Below are 21,912 nucleotides of genomic sequence, written 5' to 3'. Positions count from 1 at the left end.
TCACCGCCGAGCAGCTGGGCTCGCGTCTGTTGGCTTACGCCCGTTTCCACAACCAGCTGTCTCCCGGAGATCGGGCTCTGACGCAGGAAGAGATCGACCGTGCCGTACGGACTTTGCATGACGGCGACCATCCCCATGCGCCCAAGGGACAGTCGCCCGTCACCGCCAAGCTCGTGTCCGACGCTTTGCGTGAAGCCCCCGGTCCTTGCTCCGCCGCCGAGATCGCTTCCGGCTTGGGGATCGCCCGGGCCACCGCGCAGCGGTATTTGGCGGCTCTGGCGCAGGAAGGGGCCGCGACGATGAGTCTGCGGTACGGGCTGACCGGCCGACCCGAGCACCAGTACGAATGGCGTGGCTAGTTAGGCTCCCACCATGGATTCGCTGTCGATGATCGACACCTGGTCGGCCGAGCACGCGGCGGTGGCGGTGGTCGACGCCGAAGGGGCGCTGCTGGGCAGCTACGGGGACCAGGAATACGTGTTCCCGCTGGCCTCGGTGACGAAGCTGCTGGTGGCGTACGCGGTGCTGGTCGCGGTGGAAGAAGGGGCGGTGGAGCTGGACGAGCCGGCGGGACCGCCCGGCGTGACGATCAAGCATCTGCTGGCCCACACGTCGGGGCTGGCGTTCAACGACCACCAGACGGTGGCGGCGCCGGGGACGCGGCGGGTGTACTCGACCGCCGGGTTCGAAGTGCTGGCGGACGCGGTGCAGGGAGCCACCGGGATCGCGTTTCCGCAGTACCTGAGCGAAGCGGTGTTCGAGCCGCTGGGGATGAGCACCGCCAAGCTGAACGGGTCGGCGGGGTCGGCGGCGGAAGCCAGCTGCGCGGACCTGGTCACGTTCGCCAAAGAGCTGCAACGGCCGACGCTGGTGGCGGAGGAAACCCTCACAGAGGCGACGACGGTGGCCTTCCCCGGACTGGACGGGGTGCTGCCGGGATTCGGCAATCAACGGCCCAACGACTGGGGACTCGGCTTCGAGATCCGATCCCGGAAATGCCCGCACTGGACGGGGGACAAGAACTCGCCCCGGACGTACGGCCATTTCGGGGCGGCGGGGACGTTCCTCTGGGTCGACCCGGAAGCGGGGCTGGCCACCATCGCGCTCACCGACCGGCCATTCGACCAGTGGGCCACCGAGGTCTGGCCGCCGTTCAACGACGCGATACTGGCGGAAACCTCCGATCGCAGGTAGCGAGCACTGCTCAGCACGCGCTGAAGTGGATGTTCCCTGCGAGAGAGGAACTTCCATGCTCAAGTACCTCGCCGCGGTCGCCCTGGCGGCGGCCACCCTTGCGCCGGCCGCCCAAGCCGCACTGCCTGAACGCCCTGCTGTCGCGGCTGTCGACTTCACCGGCACGGTCAAGCTCAGCAACTGCTCCGGCTCGGTGGTCAAACCGCCGTCGGCCGGCGTCAACGACAAGGCCCTCGTGCTGTCCAACGGCCACTGCTACGAAGGCGGCATGCCCCAGCCGGGCCAGGTGCTGGTCAACCGGGCCTCCTCGCGGACGTTCGGCCTGCTGTCGGCCAACGGACAGAGCACGGTCGCGACCCTGCGGGCCAGCAAGCTGCTCTACGGCACGATGACCGACACCGACGTCACGATCTACCAGCTGACCAGCACCTACGCCCAGATCCAGTCCCAGTACGGCATCAAGCCGCTGACCCTGTCGGCCACCCACCCGACCAAGGGCGCGTCCATCCGGGTCGTCTCCGGCTACTGGAAGAAGATCTACTCCTGCCAGGTCGACGGCTTCGTCAACCAGCTGCACGAGGACCACTGGGTGTGGAAGGACTCGGTCCGCTACAGCACCCCGGGCTGCGAGGTCATCGGCGGCACCTCCGGTTCGCCGGTGATCGACGCCAGCACCGGCGCGGTGGTGGCCGTCAACAACACGATCAACGAGAGCGGCGAGCGCTGCACGCTGGACAACCCCTGTGAGGTGGACGCCAACGGCAACGTCACGGTGCACGAAGGCGTCGGCTACGCCGAGGAGACGTACCTGATCAACACGTGTGTCGACACCGGCAACGTGATCAACCTCAACAAGGCCGGCTGCGCCCTGCCGAAGCCCTAGTCGTGCTCGACGGCCAGCAGGCGCTCGCACAGCAGCCTGCTGGCCGTCACCACGTCGTCCCGACGGCGCTCCCACTCCGGAGTGCCCTCGGCCGTGCCGAGCAGGGCCTTGTGCGCCTCGACCAACGTGCCGGTGACGTCCAGCAGTTCCTGACCCTGCCCGGCGCCGACCAGCGCGACGGCCCGCCGGGGCCCCAGCTCGGCGGCCAGGTCGACCACCTGCTGCGCGACCGTGTGCAACTTGACGTTGTACTGCTGGGAAAGCTCGACCAGCTGCTGAAAACCCTGCTCCGGCGCGCCCTCGCCGACGGCCGCGAGCAGCCCCGTCGCCTGCGCGATCACCGTCCGGGTGCGCAGCGCGCGGCGCAGCCCGTCCAACTCGCTCTCCAGCTCGGCGATCCGCGCGCGCAGCCGGTCCGGATCCGATGGTGGTGCGACGGTCACGCCCGCCCCACTGTCGATCTCGCCACCATGTGTCCCTCTCGCCGTCGAATGCACAGCGCGAGGACAGGAAACGGCCGCCAGCCAGCAAGCCCGGGCGCGTGTTCACAGCGCCTCGCGTGGAGCTTGCGGCTGGTGTCTCAACCGCGATGACGATCACGGTAGTGACATCGGCGGCCGGAACACAACTCAGGGCACGGGAACGGGGGCGCGGCGGGTGAACCAGCTCAGCCGCCGAATCCGCGGCAGCTTGGGCGCGGCCGGGACGGCCGGCTCGGGGAAGGCCCGCGGCGCGGCGGTGGTGCCACGCAGCCGGGCGTCCTCGTCGAGCACGAACTCGGGGCCGACCTGCTCGGTGTCGTAGTAGCGGTGGAACACCGGCGTCAGCGCGCCGGACATCGGCGGCACGATCCAGCTCCAGTCGGCCGGGCACTTGCGGCCCGCGTCCTCCTCCTTCCGCAGGTGGGTCAGGAAACGCGCGGACTCGGTGTGGTGGTCGGTGATCGTCACCTCGGCCCGGGCGAACGAGTGCAGCACGGCCCGGTTGAGCTCGACCAGCGCCTGGTCCCGCCACAGCGTCTGCTCGCTGGACGTGTCGAGCCCCAGCCGCTCGGCCACCTCGGGGATCAGGTCGTAGCGGTCGTGGTCGGCCAGGTTGCGGGCGCCGATCTCGGTGCCCATGTACCAGCCGTTGAACGGCGCGGCCGGGTACGAGACGCCGCCGATGGACAGCCGCATGTTGCTGATCGCCGGCACGGCGTGCCAGCGCAGCCCCAGCCCGGCGAACCAGTTGTGCTCGGGATGGCCGAGCTCCACCTCGTGCACAACGGCCCGTGGCAGCTCGTGCAGCGTGACGCCGTCCTCGGCCGTCTCGACGACCAGCGGCAGCACGTCGAACCGGGTGCGCTGGGCCGGCGGCTGCCAGCCGAGCCGGGTGACCTCCTCGGTGAACTCCTGGTACCGCGGATCGCCGATGACCGCGCCGGTCTCGGCGTCCCAGTAGCCGGCGTAGCGGATCAGCTGCTCGTTCCAGATCCGCGGCGCCGGCCGGGTCGGCGTCTCCGGCGCGAAGATCGTCACGGTCGGCCGGATCCGGCCGCCGTTGCCGGCCGAACGCAGGTGCTCGGCGCACTGCGCGGCCACCGTCGCCGCGTCGCTCACCTTGCGCATGTCCCGGACCCGCAGGCTCTGCCAGTACAGCCGCCCGATGCAGCGGGCGCTGTTGCGCCACGCCACCCGCGCGCCGAACGCCAGCTCGCCCTCGGTGTGCCGGTACGTGCCGGTCTCGTCGATCTCGGCGAGCACCTGCTCCAGCCGAGGCTCGACGGGACCGGTCTTGGGGTGCTCGCCGTGGAACAGGCGGAGGAATGCCTCGGCCTCGGCCCTGACATCGACCGGCTCGTGGGCGACAGGGCATCCAGTGGGGGCGGTCATGGCGAGTGAACCTACGTCCCGGTCACGGTCGAAAAGCACCGCCAGAACGGTTACCGATTCGATGCCGGAACATCGACCGATCGGGGGTTCAGTCACGCCCGGTATAAGCGCTCGGTCCCTCCATCCGCGGCCTTGATTGCCGCTTCGTGTAATTGACAAAACGGCCTGGTGACAGGCTGTGTGAGCAATGGGCGACGCGAGCGACTCAGTCAGGTCCAACGACGGAGTGCGCCGCCGGGATACGGCTCAGTTCACCGCGTCCAGTGCGGCGGCCAGATCGGCGTGGGCCACGATGCCCCAGTCGGCCTGTTCGGGCGCGAGCGACCAGTGCACCGGACCACGTCTGGTCGGCGTCGGCGGGGCGGGCACCCAACCGCCCTCGCCGCGAATGCGTGCGCTCACCGCGCGCAGCCGGTGATCAGCGGAAAGCCCACGGCTGACCCAGAACAGGCGCACGCCGCGCTCCCGCCACACCGCGATCGGGGTCGGTGTGCGGTGGCGGACGAGTGCGTCCTGCACGCGAACCGCGGCCGGCTCGGGAATCTCCACGACGTCGAAGACGACGCCGGTCGGCAGCGCGACGGCGAACGAGAACAGCCGGTACCAGCTGGCCACGACGTCGGGATCGGTGCTGGCGCGCCCCTGCCAGAGCCGCCACACCGGATGCGGACCGTCCTCGACGCAGTCCGCCTGCACACAGGCGTACCGTGTGCCGTCGAAGAAAGCGGCCGGCACAACCGGCCACCCGTGCGCCGCGTAGCACAGCGCGGCGCTCCTGAGGGTCCGCTGCTGCCCGGGATCGGCCGGACGCAGCCGGGACCCGCTCACGACCCGGTCTCGGCGGGACCGGTGGACTCCATGATCATCTCCTCATGATGGGCGCTACCGTCATGGTCAAGACTCGCCCTATTCCGGCCGCCCGGGTGAGTCCAATTCGGTGAAAGTGGACGACGTCTCTTGGACAACCCCAGAATCGGCGAGGCCGCGTTGGCCCGGCTGCTCGACGGCTGGTGCACCGACGCGCGCGAATCGCTGCACCGTCAGCTCGCCGCCGCGCTGACCGCGTTGATCTCCTCCGGCGAACTGCCGCCGGGCACCCTGCTGCCGTCCGAACGGGCACTGGCGAGCACCCTTGCGGTCAGCCGCGGCACCTTGGTCACCGCGTACACCACGCTGCGATCACTCGGTTTACTGGATTCGCGGCAGGGCAGCGGAACCCGGGTGCGCGGCGTGTCCCAGCCGCGGCTGCCCGGCTCGGCCACCCGGCTCAACCCGTTGAGCGGCGCGGCCGACAGCTCGGTGATCGACCTGTCCGGCGCGGCGCTGCCCGGCCAGGACTGGGTGGCCGATGTGGTCGGCTCGGTCAGCCCGGACGATCTGCGCCGCTGGGTTCGCGGCCACGGCTACCATCCGGCCGGCCTGCCGCAGCTGCGCACCGCGATTGCCCGGCACTGCACCGAGGACGGCCTGATTTCCGAACCGGACCAGGTGTTGGTGACCAGTGGCTCGCAGCAGGCGTTGCAGCTGATCGCCACCGCGATGCTGGCGCCCGGCGACGAAGTGCTGGTGGAGGATCCGACCAATTGGGGCGCGCTGGACGCGTTTCGGGACCGGGGCGCGCGGCTGCGCACGATTCCGCTGCGCGACGACGGGGTGGACGCGGACGTGCTGGTCCGCCTGCTGCGCAGCCGTCGGCCGCGGCTGCTGTACCTGGCCCCGACCGTGCACAATCCGGTCGGCGTGAACCTGCGGCCGGCGGTGGCCAAGGTGATCGCCGCCGCGGTCGCCGAGACCGGCACCGCGCTGATCGAGGATCTGTCCTCAGTGGACACGCTGTTCACCGGCCCGCCGCCGCCGTCGATGGCCTCGCTGGCCCCGGACGCGGCCGTGCTGTCCATCGGCTCGCTGTCCAAGCTGTTCTGGGGCGGGCTCAGGGTCGGCTGGATCCGGTCCACTGTGGACTTCGTCAAGCAGCTGGCGACCTACCGGTCGTCGGCCGACATGGGCAGCTCGGTGCCGAGCCAGCTGGCCGCGCTGCGGCTGCTGGAGTACGTGCCGAGGGCGCGGCGGACCCGGGCCGGCCAGCTGCGCGCCGGCTACGAGTGGACGTCCGACCTGCTGGCCACCCACCTGCCCGACTGGACCTGGGTGGAGCCGGACGGCGGCGCGTCGCTCTGGGTGCGGCTGCCCGAGGGCAACGCCCTGGCGGTGGCCGAGGCCGCACGGCGGGGCGGCGTGCTGATCACGCCGGGATCGGTGTTCTCGGCCACGGACGGCCAGCTCGATCGGGTACGTGTGTCGTTCGCCGCCGGCCCGGATGCCGTGTTGGAGGGCGTGCAGCGGTTGGCTTCCGTGTGGCGGGGCCGGCGGCGACTGCGCTGAGCCCTCAGTGGCGCGGCTTCCTGATGACGGGCGAGGACTGCACACACGCCGCGACCGCCTGATGCGCCTTGTGTCCAGCCGGCAGCCCGCGGATGCACCGGGCGATGTCCGACGACCGCGCCGGGGCGGCGCCGTTGCCCAGCAGGGAGCCCAGCGCCAGGGCAGCCGCCAGCACGGGCACGATCGCCAGCGCCTGCACGACGGTTCTCATGGACCGGTTCTAGCCGAGGCGGTGTTTCCGGAACGTTTCGCCGGTTCGGAAACATTCTGGAAAGGTGGTGCGGGATACCCTCGCGCGGGAGGCGAGATGCGAGTGCTGGTGGTCGAGGACGAGCGGGTGCTCGCCGACCTGGTGGCGTCCGGGCTGCGCGCGGCCGCGATGGCGGTGGACGTCTGCTATGACGGCCTGGCTGCCCAGGTACGCCTCGGCGTCCACGACTACGACGTGGTGGTGCTGGACCGGGACCTGCCCGGTGTGCACGGCGACGTGCTGTGCGGCGAGCTGGTCGCACGGGGCTCCCGGACCAGGGTGCTGATGCTCACCGCGTCGTCTACTTTGGATGATCGGGTGGACGGCCTCGAGCTCGGCGCGGACGACTATCTCACCAAGCCGTTCGAGTACCCCGAGCTGCTGGCCCGAGTACGGGCGCTGGGCCGGCGGTCGCCGGTGGCGCTGCCGCCGGTGCTGCACGCTGCGGACCTGGTGCTGGATCCGGCCAACCATGCCGTCACGCGAGGCGGCCGGCGGATTCGCTTGACGCCCAAGGAGTTCGCCGTGCTCGAGGTGCTGATGCGGGCCGGCGGCACCGTGGTCAGCACCGAGCAGCTGCTGGCTCAGGCCTGGGACGAGCATGCCGACCTGTTCACCAACGCGGTTCGGGTGGCGATGTCCAAGCTGCGGGCCAAACTCGGCGACCCGCCGCCGATCGAGACCGTGCCCGGTGTCGGGTACCGGGTCGTCCCGTGCGGCTGACCGTCCGAACCAGACTGACCGCCCTGTACGGGCTGCTGGTGTTCGCCGCGGGCCTGGTGCTGATGGTCGTGGTGTACCTGTTGCTGGGCAACAACCTGGTGTCTCAGCTGTCCTCGGCGGTCGGCGCGGAGGGGGTCGTCTTCGGCGATGGCGTGCCGGTCGAGACCGAGCCCTACGACGTGACGGTGACGCCGGCCCAGATCGCCGAGGTCTCCAGTCAGACCGTGCTGGACAAGCTGCTGGTGGTGTCGGCGGTGTCGCTGCCGGTGCTGGCCGTGCTGGCGATCGCCGTCGGCTGGTGGGTCTCCGGGCGGGTGCTCGCCCCGCTGCACCGGATCAGCGCCACCGCGCGGCGGCTGTCCTCGGACAACCTGCACGAGCGCATCGCGTTGGCCGGCCCGGCCGACGAACTGACCGAGCTGGCCAGCACCTTCGACGACATGCTGGCCCGGCTGGAGGCGGCGTTCGAGAGCCAGCGCCGGTTCATCGCCAACGCCTCGCACGAGCTGCGCACGCCGCTGGCCATCCAGCGGGCGGCGGTGCAGATCGGCCTGGCCGACGCCGATCCGGACGTGGTGCAGAAGTTGCTGGACGCGAACCGGCGCAGCGAACGGCTGATCGACGGGCTGTTGTTGTTGGCCCGCAGCGATCGTGGACTGGAGCACCGGGAGCCGGTCGCGCTGCACGCCCTGGTCGAGGAGCAGCTGGGCGAGCAGACCGAGGCGATCCAGCGCCGCCGGCTCACGGTGACCGAGCAGTTGGTGCCGTGCGAGGTGCTCGGGGATTCCATGCTGCTGCGGCAACTGGTCGGCAATCTCATCGGCAATGCCGTGCGGCACAACGTGGACGGCGGTGAACTGCGGGTGCGCACCGATCCCGCGCGTGGGCTGGTCGTGTCCAATTCGGGGCCGGTGGTGGATCCCGACCAGGTGGCCGAGCTGTTCGAGCCGTTCCGGCGCGGCGGCGGTCGGACCAGCGACGAGGGCACCGGACTGGGTCTTTCCATTGTGCAGTCCATCGTGCGGGCCCACGGCGGCCGGGTGCACGCCAAGGCCCGCCGCGACGGCGGCCTCACCGTCCGGGTCGAGTTCACCTGAGCTTCACTCAGATACTTCTCAGTCGCTGGAAACATCGTGGAAAGGCGTTGCCGCATAGCGTTTCTCTTGTCGATCCGACAACGAGAAGGAGTTTCCCATGGCAGCGAACTGCATTCCCACCGTTCCGGTCGTGGCGGCGCCGGTCACCACGATCCCGGGTCTGCCGTGCGGCCCCGGCTGGGCGACCGTGGTGCTGGGCCGGCCGGCCCAGGGCGTGATCTTCGTGCCGGCGCGCCGCCGCTGAGCCGGATCCGGTGACGGTGGGGCCGGTGTCCGTCGGGGGACCGGCCCCACCACCATGAAGGAGGGTGTCGTGCTGGCACCGGCACGGGTGGTCTTCGCCCGGTTCTGGCCGTTGGCCCGGTCCAACCGCCGGCTGCTCGGCGCCGCCGCGCTGCTGCTGGTGGCGGCAGCCGGCTGTGACACGACGGCCATCTGGCTGTTCTCCGGCATCACCGACACCGTGCTGAAGAACGGGGATCTGGCCGCGTTCTGGCGGCCGGCGGCGGTGTGGGCCGGCGTGGCGCTGCTGTCCGGCGTGGTCGGCTCCGTCGGCCAGTACCTGACCGCGCTGGCCGGCGAGCGGTTCCTGCTTTCCTTGCGTGACAAGGTGTTTGCCCATCTGCGGACGTTGTCGCCGGACTTCTTCGCCAAGCGGCAGCGCGGCGACCTGGTCGCCCGTCTGACCAGTGACGTCGAGTCGGTGGAGGCGCTGGTCGGCTCCGGCGTCGTGCAGACGTTCACCTCGCTGGTCAGCGTGGTGTTCTTCGCGGCGGCCGCGGTGCTGCTGAGCTGGGAGCTGGCCCTCGCGGCAGTCGCGGTGATCCCGGGTTTCGTGCTGCTCGCCCGCTGGTTCGCCCGCCGGGTGACGAAGCTGGCCCAGGTCGAACGGGCCCGGCACGGCCTGCTCACGGGCGTGATCGAGGAGGACCTGGCCAACATGGCGCTGGTCCAGGTACACGGCCGGCCCGGACGGGTCGGCGAGCTCGGCCTCGGCTGGATGCGCAGCAAGCTCGCGCTGGCCCGGTTCGGCGCGCTGTACCCGGCCATGGTGTACGTGATGGAGACGGTGAGCGTGCTGGCGGTGATCGGTTTCGGCGCGTGGGAGATCGCCCAGCACCGGCTCACGATTGGCGGTCTTTTCGCGTTCGCCGCCTTCCTCGGCTACCTGTATCCGCCGATCCGGGCGCTCGGCCAACTGTCGCTGACCGTCGCGCAGGCCACCAGCGGTTCGGCGCGCCTGCTGGAGCTGCTGGACGCCGAGCCGACCGTCCGCGACGAGCCGACCGCGGTCGATCCGGGTCGCGCGAAGGGCCTGGTTTCCTTCCACGACGTGGGTTTCCGCTATCCCGACACGGACGAGCCGGTGCTCGACGGCTTCCGGCTGATCGTGCGGCCCGGTGAACTGGTGGCCGTGACCGGGGAGAGCGGCGCCGGCAAATCCACGGTGGCCAGGCTGCTGCTGCGGTTCTACGACACGTCCGAGGGCACCGTGCGGCTGGACGGCGTGGACGTCCGGACGCTGCCGCTGGCCGCGCTCCGTCGAGACATATCGCTGCTCAGCCAGGAGACGTTGATGTTCCACGGCACCATCGCGGACAACATCGCCTACGGCCGGCCGGACGCCACCCGCGACGAGATCGTCGCGGCGGCGAGGGCCGCCGATGCCGAGGATTTCGTGCAGAGCCTGCCCGACGGCTACGACACGCTCGTCGGCGACCGCGGGTATCGCCTGTCCGGCGGACAGCGGCAGCGCATCGCCATTGCTCGGGCGCTGCTGGCCGACGCACCGGTGCTCGTGCTGGACGAGCCGACGTCGAGCCTGGACGGGCCGGCGGCGCGGCGCGTGATCGAGCCGCTGCGGCGGCTGGCCGGCGGCCGCAGCACCATCCTGATCACCCACGACCCGCGGTTGGTGGCGTTGGCGGACAGGGTCGTCCACCTGCCGGACCGACTTTCCTTCCCCGTCACGCACTGAGGACTGCTCGCCCGGCCGGCCGGCGTTATGTTGGCCGGCATGACCCCCAGGTTCCTCCTCCGCGCGGTGGTGGCCGCCGCCGTCGCGCTCGCCGTGCTGCCGGGTGTGGCCGAGGCATCCTCACCCGGCCGCACGCCGGTCGTGCTGTTCCCGGCCTTCCACCTGACCAAGCTCCAGGTGACGGTGCGGAACCAGACCACCGACCCGAACTGCCCACGCTCGGGCGGCTTCCAGGACTGGTTCCAGAACGACCAGCCCAGCGCGTTCAGCCAGGTGTGCCAGGACGAGCTGGAAACCCTGCGCTACGACGACAATCCGGCCAAGCCGATGCCGCTGCGCTTCGCCGAGCAGCAGGGCGTGCGGGTCAACGTGATCGACTACGGCCGGACCGAGAGCGCGCCGTTCTACGAGCCGCTGTACAAGACCCTGGAATCGGCCGGCTACACCCGGAACCGGGACATCCGGGTGGCCGGCTACGACGCCCGGCTCACGCCCGACCAGGGCGGCTTTCTCGCCCGGGCCAAGGCGCTGGTCGAGCAGACGTACCACCAGAACGGCAACCGGCCGGTGCAGCTGATCGGCCATTCCAACGGGCCGATCTACATCCAGTACCTGCTGACCCACACCAGCAAGGCCTGGCGTGACACCTACATCCACGGCTTCACCCCGTTGGCCGGCAACTTCCCGGGCCAGGGGCTGCTCTACTCCGTGTTGTTCACCGGATTGAACGTGCCGGACTTCGGTTATCCGAAGACGATCGAGAACGCGGTCAGCAGCGCCCAGCTGTACCTCACCGCGCCGTCGACCTATCTGAGCGCCTCCGACCCGACGATCTTCGGTGACCGGGAGACGGTCATCAAGGACAATTCAACCGGGAAGAGCTACACCCCGCGGGACTGGCCGCAGCTGCTGCGCGATGCCGGGTTGACCACGGAAGCCGAGATCGCCCGGTACTACATCGGTTTTGTCCGGTTCAGCACGCCGAAATATTTCCCGGATGTGGACGTGACCGCCGAAAAGGGTTCCGGTCTGCCGACCATTGTCGGCGCGGCGCTGCCGAACCTGAAGATCGGCCAGCTGGTCGACCAGAGTCAGTTCATCACGATGAGCGGCGACAGCAATCAGGAGGACATCACCAACAACGCCAACCGGGTGTGGGCGGCGATGAAGTGCCACAGCTACGTGCTCAACGACAACCCAGGTGTCGACCACTTCTCATTGCCGGGCAACCCGAACGTGCTGGCCCGGCTGCTGGACACGCTCAAGGCGCCGCGGAGGCACTGCTAAACGCCGTAGGTTTTGACGGCGATCGTCTTCCATTCCTGGAGCAGTTGATCGCGGCGGACCGGATCGCCGCCGAGCATGGCGTCCAGGGCGAGGCCCCGGATCAGGTTCACCGTCAGCCACAGCGGCACGTCGGGCTGGTCCAGGGTCACGCCATCGCCCAGCATCTCCCGGAACAGCTCCGAGGTCCGGCGGGCCAGGCCCTTGTCGATCGGGTGCATCGCCGCCCGCAGCTCGGGGTCGGTGCGGGCGGCCACCCACAGCTCCATCACGGCGGTGGACAGCGAGCCCGAATAGCCCTGCCAGAGCATGTCGATGCCCATGGCCACCCGGTCCGGGCCGGGCAGTGACGACGGCGGGTGCTCGCTCATGCTGGCCAGCAGCTTGCTGACCAGGTGCTCGATGGCATCGGCCATCAGCTCGGCCTTGGTGGCGAAATGGTGCTGCTGGGCGCCCCGCGACACGCCGGCCCGCCGGCAGATCTCGTTGGTCGAGGTCTTGGCGTAGCCCAGCTCGACCAGGCAGTCGACGGTGGCGTCCAGCAGCAGCTCACGCGTGCGTTCGGTGCGCTCCTGCTGGGTCAGCCGTGGCCTGGTCACCCGGCCGATGCTAGCGAGGTCTTCACAAACAATCCAGGCTGCCGGTAAGTTTACCGGCAGGCCTGATTGTTTCTGTGACGGAGGTCGCCCGTGGCCAAGCACCGCTCGTCCTGGATGACCGAGGACCTCGACCAGCTGCGTTCGCTGGCCCGGGACGTGTTCGCCAAGGAGCTGACGCCGCACCAGGAGCGCTTCGCCGAGCAGCATGAGGTCGACCGGGACCTGTGGCGGCGGTTCGGCGAGCTCGGGCTGGTCTGCATCAGCATCCCCGAGGAGTACGGCGGCGGTGGCGGCACGTTCGCGCACGAGGCCGTGCTGATCGAGGAGCAGGCGCGGGCGCTGGATAGCTCATGGGGCAACAGCGTGCACAGCGGCATCGTCGCCCACTACCTGCGGAATTACGGCTCCGAGGAGCAGAAACGGCGCTGGCTGCCCCGCCTGGCCAGCGGCGATCTCGTCGCGGCGATCGCCATGAGCGAGCCCGGCGCCGGCTCCGACCTCCAGGCCGTGCGGACCAGGGCGGTGCGCAACGGCGACGAGTACGTGATCAACGGGGCCAAGACCTTCATCACCAACGGAGCCCAGGCCGAGCTGATCATCGTCGTCGCCAAGACCGACGCCGACCAGGGCGCGCACGGCATCTCCCTGATCGTCGTGGAGACGGCCGAGGTCGAGGGCTTCCGGCGCGGGCGGGTGCTGGACAAGCTGGGGCTGGAGGGCCAGGACACCTCCGAGCTGTTCTTCGACGACGTGCGGGTGCCGGTCGGCAATCTGCTGGGGGAGCAGGAGGGGCAGGGCTTCGTCCAGCTCATGCAGCAGCTGCCGCAGGAACGGCTGCTCATCGCCGTGGCCGCGGTCGCCGGCATGGAGACGGCACTGGAACTGACCCTTGACTACGTCAAGCAGCGGCAGGCCTTCGGCCGTGAGCTGATCAAGTTCCAGAACACCAAGTTCGAGCTGGCCGAGTGCGCCACCGAGGTCGCCGTCGCGCGGGCCTTCCTCGACCAGTGCATCGAGCAGCACGTCGAGGGCCGGCTGGACGTGCCGACCGCCGCGATGGCCAAGATGTGGACCACCGAGCGGCTCTGCCGGGTGGCCGACCGCTGTCTCCAGCTGTTCGGCGGCTACGGCTATATGAAGGAGTACCCGATCGCGCGGATCTGGGCCGACGCCCGCGTGCAGAAGATCTACGGCGGCACCAACGAGATCATGAAGGAAATCATCGGGCGGTCCCTATGAACGGGCCGCTGACTGGACTTCGTGTGATCGAACTCGCCGGTCTGGCACCGGCTCCGTTCGGCTGCATGGTGTTGGCCGACATGGGGGCGGACGTCATCCGCATCGACCGGCCCGGCGCGCCGCCGCCCGTGCCCAACGACCCGCTGACCCGCGGCCGCCGTTCCGTGTCCCTCGACCTGAAGAAGCCGGCGGCGATCGAGGCGGTGCTCCGACTGGTCGAACGCAGCGACGTCCTGGTGGAGGGATTTCGGCCCGGCGTAACGGAAAGGCTCGGCATCGGGCCGGCGGACTGCCAGGCCCGCAACCCCCGGTTGATCTACGCGCGGATGACCGGGTGGGGCCAGTCCGGGCCGCTGGCCGACACCGCCGGGCACGACATCGACTACATCGCCATCGCCGGTGCGCTGGAACCCATTGGGCAGAACGGGGGTCGGCCGGTTCCGCCGTTGAACCTGATCGGCGACTTCGCCGGCGGCGGCCTGCTGATGGCCACCGGCATCCTGGCCGCGCTGCATGAACGCTCACAATCCGGTCTGGGCCAGGTCATCGACGCCGCCATGGTCGACGGGGCCGCCATGCTCTCGACCTTCGTCTACGGGCTCAAGGGCAACGGGGCCCTTTCCCAGCCCCGCGGCGGAAACCTGCTCGACGGCGGCGCGCCGTACTACGACACCTACGTCACCGCCGACGACAAGTTCGTGGCCATCGGCGCTCTCGAGGAGAAGTTCTACGCCGAACTGGTGACGCTGCTGGAGCTCGACCCGGCGCTGTTGCCTTCGAACCGGCACGATCCGGCCAACTGGCCTGAGCTCCGCTCACAGATCGCCGCTGCCGTGCGCCGACGCACCCGTGACGAATGGGCCGCGCTGTCGGTTGGCAGCGACGCCTGCCTGGCCCCGATCCTGGCCCCCGACGAGGCACCGCAGCATCCGCACAACAAGGCCCGGGAGTCGTTCGTCGAGCTGGCCGGCATCGTGCAGCCCGCGCCGGCCCCGAGATTCGGCCGCACGCCGTCGGCAACACCCGGCCCGCCGGCGTTCTCCGGCGAGCACACCGCCGAAGTGTTGTCGGAACTCGGTTACACCGATGAGGATATCGCCACCCTCGGCTGAACACCCCTCTTCTGCCACATGCGCTTCCTATGTGGCACCAGGGCGCAAGTAGGAAGCGCATGTGGCAGAAGGGGGTGCGGGGGTTGCTACGCTCAGCTGGGGGCTGGCCGGTGACGGCTCAGGTGAGCTGAGGCAGCACGTCCTTGCTCAGCCGCTCCATCTGCTCCAGCTCGTCGAACATCGGGTTGAGCAGGATCATCTCCGCGCCGGCGTCCTTGACCTCCCGCAGCCCGCGCACGACGTCGTCGGGCGTGCCGTGGACGGCCACCGAGGTCAGGTCGCCGAGCGGGAAACCGGCGTACAGGGCCCCGAGGGCCTCGCCGATACGGGTTTTCGCGCGGGCGGCGTCGTCGTCGACCGCCAGGTAGACCCGCTTGGCGATCTGGAAGTCGGGTCGCCCGTACTCCTGCATCGCCGCGCGGGCGATCGGCACCAGCTCGGTGAACTTGGCCGTGGTGGACGACCCCGCGCCGATGAAGCCGTTGCCCAGCCGCACGGCCCGGCGCACGGCGTTGGGGTGGTTGGCCCCGAACCACACCGGCGGGTGCGGGCGCTGGACCGGCTTCGGCTCCATGGGCGCGTCCTTGAGCTGCCAGAACTGGCCGTCGAAGGTCACCGAAGGTTCGGTCCACAGCCGTTTCATCAGGTCGAGGCCCTCGGTGAAGCGGGTGACCAGGTGCTCGGGGCTCGAGTCGAAGGCCGCGAACGGCCGGAACTTGCCGCCCGTGCCCACACCGACGTCGATGCGGCCGCCGCTGAGCTGGTCCAGCGAGGTGATGCTCTTGGCCAGGTGCACCGGGTTGCGCAGCGGCGTCACGAACACCGCGCAACCAAGGCGGATGCGCTCCGTGCAGGCAGCGGCGTAGGCCAGCAGCTCGAGCGGGCTGATCACCGGCTTGCTGCCGATGATCTGCTCCTGCGTCCAGGCCCCGTCGAAGCCGAGCTCCTCGGCTCGGACCAGGAACCGGCGCACCTCGCGCGGGTCGACGGCGAACTGCGGGATGGCGACGGAGAAGCGCATTGCCCTAACCATTCGACACCGTCCTCTCGACGGGCTGTCCGCCGAGCCGCACCGCCCGGCTTTCCCCCAGTTCTACCGGCTGGCCGCAGTGCTCGCACACGACCTTGGCGTGCAGTTCGTGACCGCAGCTGTGCTCCCACACCGTCGGCGGCGGGCCTTGCGTGATGTGCCGGTCGCCCCAGTCCATCAGCGTCAGCAGCACCGTGTGCAGCTGCTTCGCCGCGTCCGTCGGGTGGTACTCGTAGCGCGGTGGGTGCTGTTCGTACTGCCGCCGCTCCAGCAGGCCCGCCGCTTCCAGCTTGCGCAGCCGGGTCGCCAGGATGTCCCGGCTCGCCCCCGTTTGCTGCACGATCTGGTCGAACCGCCGCTGCCCCAGCAGCACCTCGCGCAGCGCCAGCAGCGTCCACCGCTCGCCCAGCACCTCAAGCGCATTGGCAATGGAACAGTCCCGAGCCATAGCTCGAAGTCTACGCCGTCAGTCCGATTTTCCAACTGATAGGCCTGGCCGCGCTCCTTGCTTCGCCGCCACGCCGAAGATCGCTCGGCCGCGCCCCTGCTTCGCACGGTTGCTGGATTTTTCGAGGTCCGCCACCAGACGCGCCCCACCACCCGAGCCCGATGCGGGCCTCGAAAAATCCAGCAAGGGCGAGGCGGGGGTCACGAGCGGCCGAGCCGCGCCGCCGGAGGCGGCGCCATTAAACAGGGCGAGACCCCCGTCCCAGAGGGGGAGGTGGACGGGGGTCTCGCTAAACCCGCTACCGGGGGAGGAGTAGCGGGGTGTCTGTGGTTGTGGGCGCCGCGTTCCGGTCACATCGTTCGAGCAAGATCGTTGTTACTAGAACCGCACCGATTACGACTCTACGTTACTTGGTCGCCGGCTGAAAGCCCAACCGCCGAAAGTGTTGCGACTTGTTGCCCACGCCCACGTTCTGACCAGGCGATTCCGTCGGCGCATGAGTCACGTTTCGCTCGGATGGCTGTTGAAAGTGAACGTGAGTCGGACCCTCATGCCGGCACCTTGCTGCCCGTGTTGTCACGCTGTCGGGGGAGTGCCCGTTCCTGTTCGGCGGTGACGACCCCGTTCCAGGCCAACATCGCCCGCGCGGCCAGGCGTCCCGGCGTCGCGTCCACCGGCAGTCGCGCCAGCAGCTGTCCGGCGACCGGCTCGCCGTCGGCGTCACGCAGCGGGAAGTGGTGCGGATCGGGCAGCATCTCCTCGAACACCAGGCCGGATTCCGGGTCGTCGGCGAGGAGTTTGTCCAGTGCCCGCACCGCGGACAGGCAGTCGAGGTCGACCGGCCGCGGCTGGTGGCCGCCCTGCGAGCGGGCGAACACCCAGCGTGGGATGCCGGTGCCGATGCGCAGCGCGGCAATGGTTCGGATCCGTTCGGTCGGCGCGAGATCGGCCGCCGGCAGCTGCTCGCGGGCGATCCGCCACTGGGCCCCGGACAGCACCAGCCCACCGGCGAGAACCAAGCGTGGCAATCGATTGCGGCCGGGCAGCGCGGCCAGGGGGTTGCCCAGCGCCACCGGTCCGGCCAGGCGTCGCACCGGCGACGCGGCGGTCAGAAGTGTCACGAGTAAGCCCCACGGGGCGAGGGGTGCTCGGGCCGAGTGGTACATCGGCCACAGGGCAAGGCCGTCGGGCCCGTCGGCGTCCTCGGCCACGATCCGGTCGCCCACCCGCCGCACGGTGATCCGGTCCAGCGCCAGGTAGCGGCCGCCAGCCGGTTGGTAGGCGGACGAATCGGCGTCGCCGGTCCACATCGGACAATAGCGCGGCCGGCGCACCGCCCCGGCGGCCTGGGCGTCCTGCGGCGGCACCAGGATCTCCACGGTCTCGGCCCCACAGCGCCGGCCAAGTTCGTCCAGAAACGCGCGATAGGCGGTCACGTGGGGAAGTTCGCCGTGCAGATGTCGAAGCGCTTCGACGAACCGGGCATCCACCACACCGGCCGGCGCGGCACCTTCCAGCACTGCCCCGTGACCGCCGCCGACGCCGATCGGCCGCACCAGGCAGTCCACCGGCCAGGCCGGGATGGTCGCCGGTGGCGCGCCGATCGCGTCCAACTGTTGCGGCGTCAACAGAACCTGGTCCGCGTCGGTGTCGAGCAGCGCCAGCAGGCGGCCGTACGGGCTGTCCACATCGGACGGTGCCGCCGGCCAGCCGGGCCGCTGCCGCGGCAGGCCGCTGTCCCAGTCGTGCAGCGCCGGCTCGCGGGAGTCCTCGTGCTTGCCCAGGAACTCGGCCAGCACCTCGGTCACCGGCCGCGGCTGCGGGCCGACCAACGCCAGGATGGGGTGTTCCGGCGCGGGCCCGGCGGCGTCGGCCAGAATCGCGCCGACGCGGCCGGCCTGGCCCAGCAGGGTCTGGAGCCGTGACGCGGCCTCGGTGGGCATCGTGCCGCCGGCTTTGCGGTACACGTCGACGAAGCCGGGCTTGGGCGGCGCGGCGGCCGTCGGCCCCCAGCCGGTCAGCTCGCTCGACGGCGGCGCGGATACCACCAACACGCCCAGTCCGGCCAAGTGGCGCAGGTAGTTGCGCAACACGTCCGGTGCGTCGGGGGACAGCCGCATGACGAGCTCGTCCGCCTCGAACGCGCCGGTCGACAGCGCGCGCCGGATCGAGTCCAGCGCGGGCGTGCGGCGGACCTTCACGCGGCGCATGGTGCCGCTGTCGACGGGATCCACCACCCAGCAACACAAGTGATCGCCCTCGACCCAGTTCAGTCCCGTGAGGCTCACGGTCGCGCCGATGAGGTCCGGCAGCGCGCGGTCGCCCCGCGTCGCGGCCACGCGATTGGCCGCTGACTCGCCGACGGTCGTCCACGCGCCGGCCCGACGGCCGACGCCGAGCAGCGCCACGTGCCCGAGCCAGTCCCGCGGCGTCGGCTTGGCCGCGCCGCGCGCGAGCACGCGAAGCAGATAGTCCGACCGGTGTCGCAAGCGTTTGCTGTCCCAGGTCTCGCCGAACGACAGCCGCCGCCGGATGTCGTCGACCATGCCCGGCGCGGCCTCGGTGACCGCCCGCATGGCGAACTCCGAGGAGTTCACCAGCCGCCAGGGCAGATCGGAAAGACGCTCACGTTCCGTGGCGAGAGCCTTCTCGGCCTCGACCAGCCGCCCGACCATCGCCGTCGACCAGTCGCCGGCGTGCGTGAGATCGTCGGCCAGCTCCGGCGACAGCCCCACGACCGAGGCGGCGACGCGGTAGCAGTCCTCCTCGGGCACGGGCTCGCCGCGGTGCAGCAGCCGCCGCAGCGCCAGCAGCTCGGCCCGCTCCTCGGGCTCCAGGTACGGGTGCGGCACCAGCTCCGCGCCCAGCCGCCCGGCCAGCGTGTCGGCGAACCGGGCATACGAGGTTTGCTCGCATTCTCGCTCGCGGAGGAAGGTGAACAGCTCCGGGTTGCCGACTGCGGTCCACAGCCGGGCCGGCAGGCCGGCGACGCGCAGCAGGCCGCCGGCGCCGATGGTCAACGCGTCATCCGGCACGGCGACCGACCAGTGCGTCCAGGATGCGGGCCTGTCGCGCCGGACCGAGCTTGGCTCGGTTCCAGTGCTGCACCACGTGGTACGCCGCCGCCTCGCGCGGCCCGACCCGGGCCTGGTCGGTGGCGAAGTACTCGGCCCGCCACCGGTCCAGCACCGGCGTCACCCGTTCCTCGTGCCGGGCCAACAGCTCCCGGGTCGGCTCGGGCAGCCGGGACAGCAGGTCCTCGTCGCCGGTCCACCAACCGACCAGCTCCTCGGTGGGCATCCCGGCCTCGCCGCCGGTGATCTCCCGTACCCGGGCCCACACGTCACGGTCCTCCCAGCCGGTGATCTGGAGGCCGTCGAAGACCGCGCGCAGCATGCGCAACGACACCACCCAGGCCGGTGCGCTGTCGCTGAGGGACCCGAAGCCATCAGCACTGTGCAGACGAAGCCAGAACAGCGAATCCACGGTGAACAGCTGATAGGCGTGCCGCATCGAATCGGGGCCGCCGAACAGGTGCGCCTCCGGCTCGTACACGCCGGGCACCGCCTCGGCCACCAGACCGCGCCGCCGCCAGCGCGCCGCCAGCCGACGCACCTCGGCCCGTACCTGAGTGGCCCGACCCGGCGCGGCCGCGAACCGCACCCGCATGCCCGGCGATCCGTGCGTGAACAGGAAGTCGGTGATCTCGCCGTCGGCCAGCAGCTGCTCGACGTCGTCGCGCAGCGCCGGGTACAGCCCGGCGGCGATGCCGGCCAGGCCGACCTGCGTCCAGCGCGGCGCGCCCGCCGTGCGCAGCGCGTCCAGCCCGCCGGCCAGGAAGGTCAGCCGGGCCGCGACCAGCTCCTCGTCCCCGGCGGGGTCGAGGCAGTCGGCGATGAACTCGGCCAGCGGCACGCGGCGGCCGGCCACCGATACCATGGGTTCGATCGACCCCACCCGCACGTCACCTTTCTCGTCACCCCGTGATGACGGTAAGTGATGTGCGCTGGATGGGGCCGTTCCGTCAGTCGAAAGAGTAAACGGGTGCCCACTCCGAGGGTGACCCGTGTTCGGTCATGACTCCCGTTCGCGGCGGCGACGGCGCTGATCCCGCAGCCGCGCCGCCTGCTCGACGGTGACGCCGTTGGCCCGGTGCCCGGCCGCCTCATCCGGGCCGAGGCCCGCGCCCAGCCAGTCGGCGACCTCCTCGAACGGGATGCCGACCCGCCACCACTCGCGCAGCTCCGCCACCGGCCGCCGGCCGCCGCGGGCCAGCTCGCCGCCCTCGGCCGGGGACAGGCCCAGCTCGCGCCACCCCATCGCGTCCGCCGCGTCCACGCCCTGGCGGGCCCACTCCAGCGCCTGGTCGTCCAGCCACTGCCGCAGCAGGTACGAGCTCAGCACCGGGCCCGCCACGCCGGCCTCGCGCCAGCGCTGCACCACCTCGATGTCCGCCGGGTCGTCGGTGCCGTGCGTGCGCTGCGACCACGCCTGCTCCGGCGAGATGCCGCGGGACCGGAACTCCGCCGCCGCCCGCAGGCCGACGCCGAACTCGTGCCAGCGCACCGCGTCCGCCGGGCTGATGCCCGCGTCCCGCCAGCCCGGCACCGTGCTCGGCGTGACGCCCGCGATCGCCCACTGCGCCGCCGTCAGACCCGTGGTCACGCCGGCCGAGATCCAGGCCCGCGCGGTCGCCACCGTGAAGCCCCAGCGGCGCCAGACAGCCGCTTCTCCCCGAGCGAACCCCGCGTTCACCCAGGCGTTGAGGTCTTCCGGTTGCGGTTCCACAGCGGTCCCATCATCCCCCACGCATGGTCACGGGCTGTGCTGTTTGATCGTCCCTATCGCCGAAGTCGCAACGTTTTCAGCCGAATGGCAGGCTTTCGGTCCGGTGGCGAACCCGGAGATCTGCTGCTTGCCGCCCACGCTCACCTGGACCTTGCAGGTGGTGGGGCCCTTGATCTCCACCGCCGGGTAGCCGGCAATCTTGATCTTGTCCGGGATCTTCGACGGATCGGGCCAGTCGGTCGCCACCTCCAGGGTCACTGTCCGGTCCGTCTCGCCCGCGGTCAGGAAACAGGTCCCGATGCCCGGCCCGGTCGAGTGATCCACCGGCGGCCTGGTCAGGCCCAGATCCGACCGCTGGTCATCGGTCAGCAGCGAGCACGGCTTGGCCACGTAGGGCTTCAGGTCGAGATCGTCCAGTTTCACCGGGGCCGGGTTCGCGTCAGAAGTCGCCGAACAGCCGGCCAGTGCAAGGGCCGCTAGGCCGAACACCAGCGCCCGTCTCAACCCCGCCACACCGCCGCCTTCTTGCCGGTCGCCAGCTGCTCGCCGGTGAGCACCCGGATCCGCCACGGATCCAGCCTCAGCACCGAGAACGCCGGCGAGGAAGGGCCGTCCCAGCCCGGCACGCCGATGCCGCCGGGGTCGTAGCCCAGCGGCTCGGGGGCGTCGGCGAACAGCCGCCACACCCGCTCCTTGACCACCGCGTCCTGCTCCCAGGTCGCCCGGCACTCGGCCAGACAGGTGTCATGGTCCTGGGCCCAGTAGTTGCACGCCGTGTACGCGCTGTGTTCCAGGTGAGCCTTCTTCGGCCCGGTCTGCATGGTGGCGATCCAGCCGGTCAGGCGGGCCCCGTCCCACTCCCAGAACGGGTGCAGCACGCGCGAGCGGGGCCGGTTGGCGCCGTCCACGGTCGACACCGTGCACCACACGATCCGGTGAGCCATGGCCACGAATGCGGGTGCGATCTCACTGAGCGCAAGCATGTCGTCGAGTATCGCAGTTCACACCCCGCCCGTCCGGGCAGCGTGTGT

At 70.5% G+C, this 21,912-nt stretch carries 23 protein-coding genes; 11 read left to right on the top strand and 12 right to left on the bottom strand.

What is annotated here, in order from left to right:
- The first annotated feature begins 113 nt into the window (after positions 1–113).
- Genes M3Q35_RS24645 through M3Q35_RS24635 form a run of 3 tightly spaced genes read left to right on the top strand, consistent with a single transcriptional unit; the run spans position 114 to position 2,077 of the window.
- The gene (locus tag M3Q35_RS24645; protein ID WP_273944447.1) at positions 114–359 is read left to right on the top strand and encodes a helix-turn-helix domain-containing protein; all 246 of its coding nucleotides are present in this window, start codon (positions 114–116) and stop codon (positions 357–359) included.
- 13 nt (positions 360–372) lie between these two features.
- Positions 373–1,194 (top strand): serine hydrolase domain-containing protein, encoded by an 822-nt coding sequence (locus M3Q35_RS24640; protein WP_273934821.1) that lies wholly within the window; start codon positions 373–375, stop codon positions 1,192–1,194.
- A gap of 55 nt (positions 1,195–1,249) precedes the next feature.
- A complete protein-coding gene (locus tag M3Q35_RS24635; RefSeq protein ID WP_273934819.1) occupies positions 1,250–2,077 on the top strand; it encodes a S1 family peptidase in 828 nt (275 codons plus the stop codon).
- Here the strand turns inward: M3Q35_RS24635 and M3Q35_RS24630 are convergent.
- The 3 genes from M3Q35_RS24630 to M3Q35_RS24620 form a co-directional block, all read right to left on the bottom strand.
- Entirely contained in the window at positions 2,074–2,520 is a 447-nt protein-coding gene (locus M3Q35_RS24630) for an ANTAR domain-containing protein (protein WP_273934817.1), read from the bottom strand. The genes M3Q35_RS24635 and M3Q35_RS24630 overlap by 4 nt on opposite strands.
- A 186-nt stretch (positions 2,521–2,706) precedes the next feature.
- A complete protein-coding gene (locus tag M3Q35_RS24625) occupies positions 2,707–3,951 on the bottom strand; it encodes a nitric oxide synthase oxygenase (RefSeq protein WP_273934814.1) in 1,245 nt (414 codons plus the stop codon).
- Positions 3,952–4,197: 246 nt separating this feature from the next.
- Positions 4,198–4,779 carry a bifunctional DNA primase/polymerase gene (locus M3Q35_RS24620; protein WP_273934811.1) on the bottom strand — a complete coding sequence of 194 codons (582 nt, stop codon included), beginning with the start codon at positions 4,777–4,779 and terminating at the stop codon, positions 4,198–4,200.
- Between the two features lie 129 nt (positions 4,780–4,908).
- Between M3Q35_RS24620 and M3Q35_RS24615 the strand changes: the two genes are divergently transcribed.
- Positions 4,909–6,333, top strand: coding sequence for an aminotransferase-like domain-containing protein (locus M3Q35_RS24615; RefSeq protein ID WP_273934808.1), 1,425 nt, complete (start codon positions 4,909–4,911; stop codon positions 6,331–6,333).
- A gap of 4 nt (positions 6,334–6,337) precedes the next feature.
- Here the strand turns inward: M3Q35_RS24615 and M3Q35_RS24610 are convergent, their stop codons facing one another.
- Positions 6,338–6,544, bottom strand: coding sequence for a hypothetical protein (locus M3Q35_RS24610; protein ID WP_273934807.1), 207 nt, complete (start codon positions 6,542–6,544; stop codon positions 6,338–6,340).
- A 96-nt stretch (positions 6,545–6,640) separates the two neighbouring features.
- On the opposite strand from M3Q35_RS24610, the gene M3Q35_RS24605 reads away from it, so the two are divergent.
- From M3Q35_RS24605 to M3Q35_RS24585, 5 genes are all read left to right on the top strand, one after another.
- Complete coding sequence (locus M3Q35_RS24605) at positions 6,641–7,306, top strand: response regulator transcription factor (protein ID WP_273934804.1); 666 nt, start codon at positions 6,641–6,643, stop codon at positions 7,304–7,306.
- Positions 7,297–8,403 carry a sensor histidine kinase gene (locus tag M3Q35_RS24600; RefSeq protein ID WP_273934801.1) on the top strand — a complete coding sequence of 369 codons (1,107 nt, stop codon included), beginning with the start codon at positions 7,297–7,299 and terminating at the stop codon, positions 8,401–8,403. The genes M3Q35_RS24605 and M3Q35_RS24600 overlap by 10 nt, the downstream gene beginning before the upstream one ends.
- Positions 8,404–8,500: 97 nt before the next feature.
- Complete coding sequence (locus M3Q35_RS24595) at positions 8,501–8,647, top strand: hypothetical protein (RefSeq protein WP_273934799.1); 147 nt, start codon at positions 8,501–8,503, stop codon at positions 8,645–8,647.
- A gap of 69 nt (positions 8,648–8,716) precedes the next feature.
- Positions 8,717–10,381, top strand: a complete 1,665-nt coding sequence (locus M3Q35_RS24590) for an ABC transporter ATP-binding protein (RefSeq protein WP_273934797.1) — start codon at positions 8,717–8,719, stop codon at positions 10,379–10,381.
- Positions 10,382–10,420: 39 nt separating this feature from the next.
- Positions 10,421–11,668 (top strand): lipase/acyltransferase domain-containing protein, encoded by a 1,248-nt coding sequence (locus M3Q35_RS24585; protein WP_273934796.1) that lies wholly within the window; start codon positions 10,421–10,423, stop codon positions 11,666–11,668.
- Here M3Q35_RS24585 and M3Q35_RS24580 read toward each other — a convergent pair.
- Positions 11,665–12,264, bottom strand: coding sequence for a TetR/AcrR family transcriptional regulator (locus M3Q35_RS24580; RefSeq protein ID WP_273934794.1), 600 nt, complete (start codon positions 12,262–12,264; stop codon positions 11,665–11,667). The genes M3Q35_RS24585 and M3Q35_RS24580 overlap by 4 nt on opposite strands.
- A gap of 114 nt (positions 12,265–12,378) precedes the next feature.
- Here M3Q35_RS24580 and M3Q35_RS24575 point away from each other — a divergent pair, with 114 nt between their 5' ends.
- Both M3Q35_RS24575 and M3Q35_RS24570 read left to right on the top strand, forming a co-directional pair.
- The gene (locus M3Q35_RS24575) at positions 12,379–13,503 is read left to right on the top strand and encodes an acyl-CoA dehydrogenase family protein (protein ID WP_273944446.1); all 1,125 of its coding nucleotides are present in this window, start codon (positions 12,379–12,381) and stop codon (positions 13,501–13,503) included.
- The gene (locus tag M3Q35_RS24570; protein WP_273934791.1) at positions 13,500–14,615 is read left to right on the top strand and encodes a CaiB/BaiF CoA transferase family protein; all 1,116 of its coding nucleotides are present in this window, start codon (positions 13,500–13,502) and stop codon (positions 14,613–14,615) included. Before M3Q35_RS24575 ends, M3Q35_RS24570 begins: the two co-directional genes overlap by 4 nt.
- Before the next feature lie 118 nt (positions 14,616–14,733).
- On the opposite strand, the gene M3Q35_RS24565 is transcribed toward M3Q35_RS24570, so the two are convergent.
- From M3Q35_RS24565 to M3Q35_RS24535, 7 genes are all read right to left on the bottom strand, one after another.
- On the bottom strand, positions 14,734–15,636 hold the full coding sequence (locus tag M3Q35_RS24565) for an LLM class flavin-dependent oxidoreductase (protein WP_273934789.1): 903 nt from the start codon (positions 15,634–15,636) through the stop codon (positions 14,734–14,736).
- A gap of 4 nt (positions 15,637–15,640) precedes the next feature.
- Positions 15,641–16,093 (bottom strand): winged helix-turn-helix transcriptional regulator, encoded by a 453-nt coding sequence (locus M3Q35_RS24560; protein ID WP_273934787.1) that lies wholly within the window; start codon positions 16,091–16,093, stop codon positions 15,641–15,643.
- A 548-nt stretch (positions 16,094–16,641) separates the two neighbouring features.
- Complete coding sequence (locus M3Q35_RS24555) at positions 16,642–19,128, bottom strand: hypothetical protein (protein WP_273934785.1); 2,487 nt, start codon at positions 19,126–19,128, stop codon at positions 16,642–16,644.
- A complete protein-coding gene (locus M3Q35_RS24550; protein ID WP_273934783.1) occupies positions 19,118–20,050 on the bottom strand; it encodes a thiopeptide-type bacteriocin biosynthesis protein in 933 nt (310 codons plus the stop codon). Before M3Q35_RS24550 ends, M3Q35_RS24555 begins: the two co-directional genes overlap by 11 nt.
- Positions 20,051–20,167: 117 nt before the next feature.
- On the bottom strand, positions 20,168–20,881 hold the full coding sequence (locus M3Q35_RS24545) for a hypothetical protein (protein ID WP_273934782.1): 714 nt from the start codon (positions 20,879–20,881) through the stop codon (positions 20,168–20,170).
- 27 nt (positions 20,882–20,908) lie between these two features.
- Positions 20,909–21,385, bottom strand: coding sequence for a DUF3558 family protein (locus M3Q35_RS24540; RefSeq protein WP_273934780.1), 477 nt, complete (start codon positions 21,383–21,385; stop codon positions 20,909–20,911).
- On the bottom strand, positions 21,382–21,864 hold the full coding sequence (locus M3Q35_RS24535) for a pyridoxamine 5'-phosphate oxidase family protein (protein ID WP_273934778.1): 483 nt from the start codon (positions 21,862–21,864) through the stop codon (positions 21,382–21,384). Before M3Q35_RS24535 ends, M3Q35_RS24540 begins: the two co-directional genes overlap by 4 nt.
- Positions 21,865–21,912 lie beyond the last annotated feature (48 nt).

The sequence above is a fragment of the Kutzneria chonburiensis genome (assembly GCF_028622115.1).
In the GTDB taxonomy this organism is placed as follows: Bacteria; Actinomycetota; Actinomycetes; order Mycobacteriales; family Pseudonocardiaceae; genus Kutzneria; species Kutzneria chonburiensis.
This window is presented reverse-complemented; position numbering and strand designations above follow the sequence as displayed.

Coding starts and splice junctions, on each gene's coding strand:
- M3Q35_RS24640 (WP_273934821.1), top strand. CDS start 373: ATGGATTCGCTGTCGATGATCGACACCTGGTCGGCCGAGCACGCGGCG.
- M3Q35_RS24635 (WP_273934819.1), top strand. CDS start 1,250: ATGCTCAAGTACCTCGCCGCGGTCGCCCTGGCGGCGGCCACCCTTGCG.
- M3Q35_RS24625 (WP_273934814.1), bottom strand. CDS start 3,951: ATGACCGCCCCCACTGGATGCCCTGTCGCCCACGAGCCGGTCGATGTC.
- M3Q35_RS24610 (WP_273934807.1), bottom strand. CDS start 6,544: ATGAGAACCGTCGTGCAGGCGCTGGCGATCGTGCCCGTGCTGGCGGCT.
- M3Q35_RS24605 (WP_273934804.1), top strand. CDS start 6,641: ATGCGAGTGCTGGTGGTCGAGGACGAGCGGGTGCTCGCCGACCTGGTG.
- M3Q35_RS24595 (WP_273934799.1), top strand. CDS start 8,501: ATGGCAGCGAACTGCATTCCCACCGTTCCGGTCGTGGCGGCGCCGGTC.
- M3Q35_RS24585 (WP_273934796.1), top strand. CDS start 10,421: ATGACCCCCAGGTTCCTCCTCCGCGCGGTGGTGGCCGCCGCCGTCGCG.
- M3Q35_RS24575 (WP_273944446.1), top strand. CDS start 12,379: ATGACCGAGGACCTCGACCAGCTGCGTTCGCTGGCCCGGGACGTGTTC.
- M3Q35_RS24570 (WP_273934791.1), top strand. CDS start 13,500: ATGAACGGGCCGCTGACTGGACTTCGTGTGATCGAACTCGCCGGTCTG.
- M3Q35_RS24565 (WP_273934789.1), bottom strand. CDS start 15,636: ATGCGCTTCTCCGTCGCCATCCCGCAGTTCGCCGTCGACCCGCGCGAG.
- M3Q35_RS24560 (WP_273934787.1), bottom strand. CDS start 16,093: ATGGCTCGGGACTGTTCCATTGCCAATGCGCTTGAGGTGCTGGGCGAG.
- M3Q35_RS24535 (WP_273934778.1), bottom strand. CDS start 21,864: ATGCTTGCGCTCAGTGAGATCGCACCCGCATTCGTGGCCATGGCTCAC.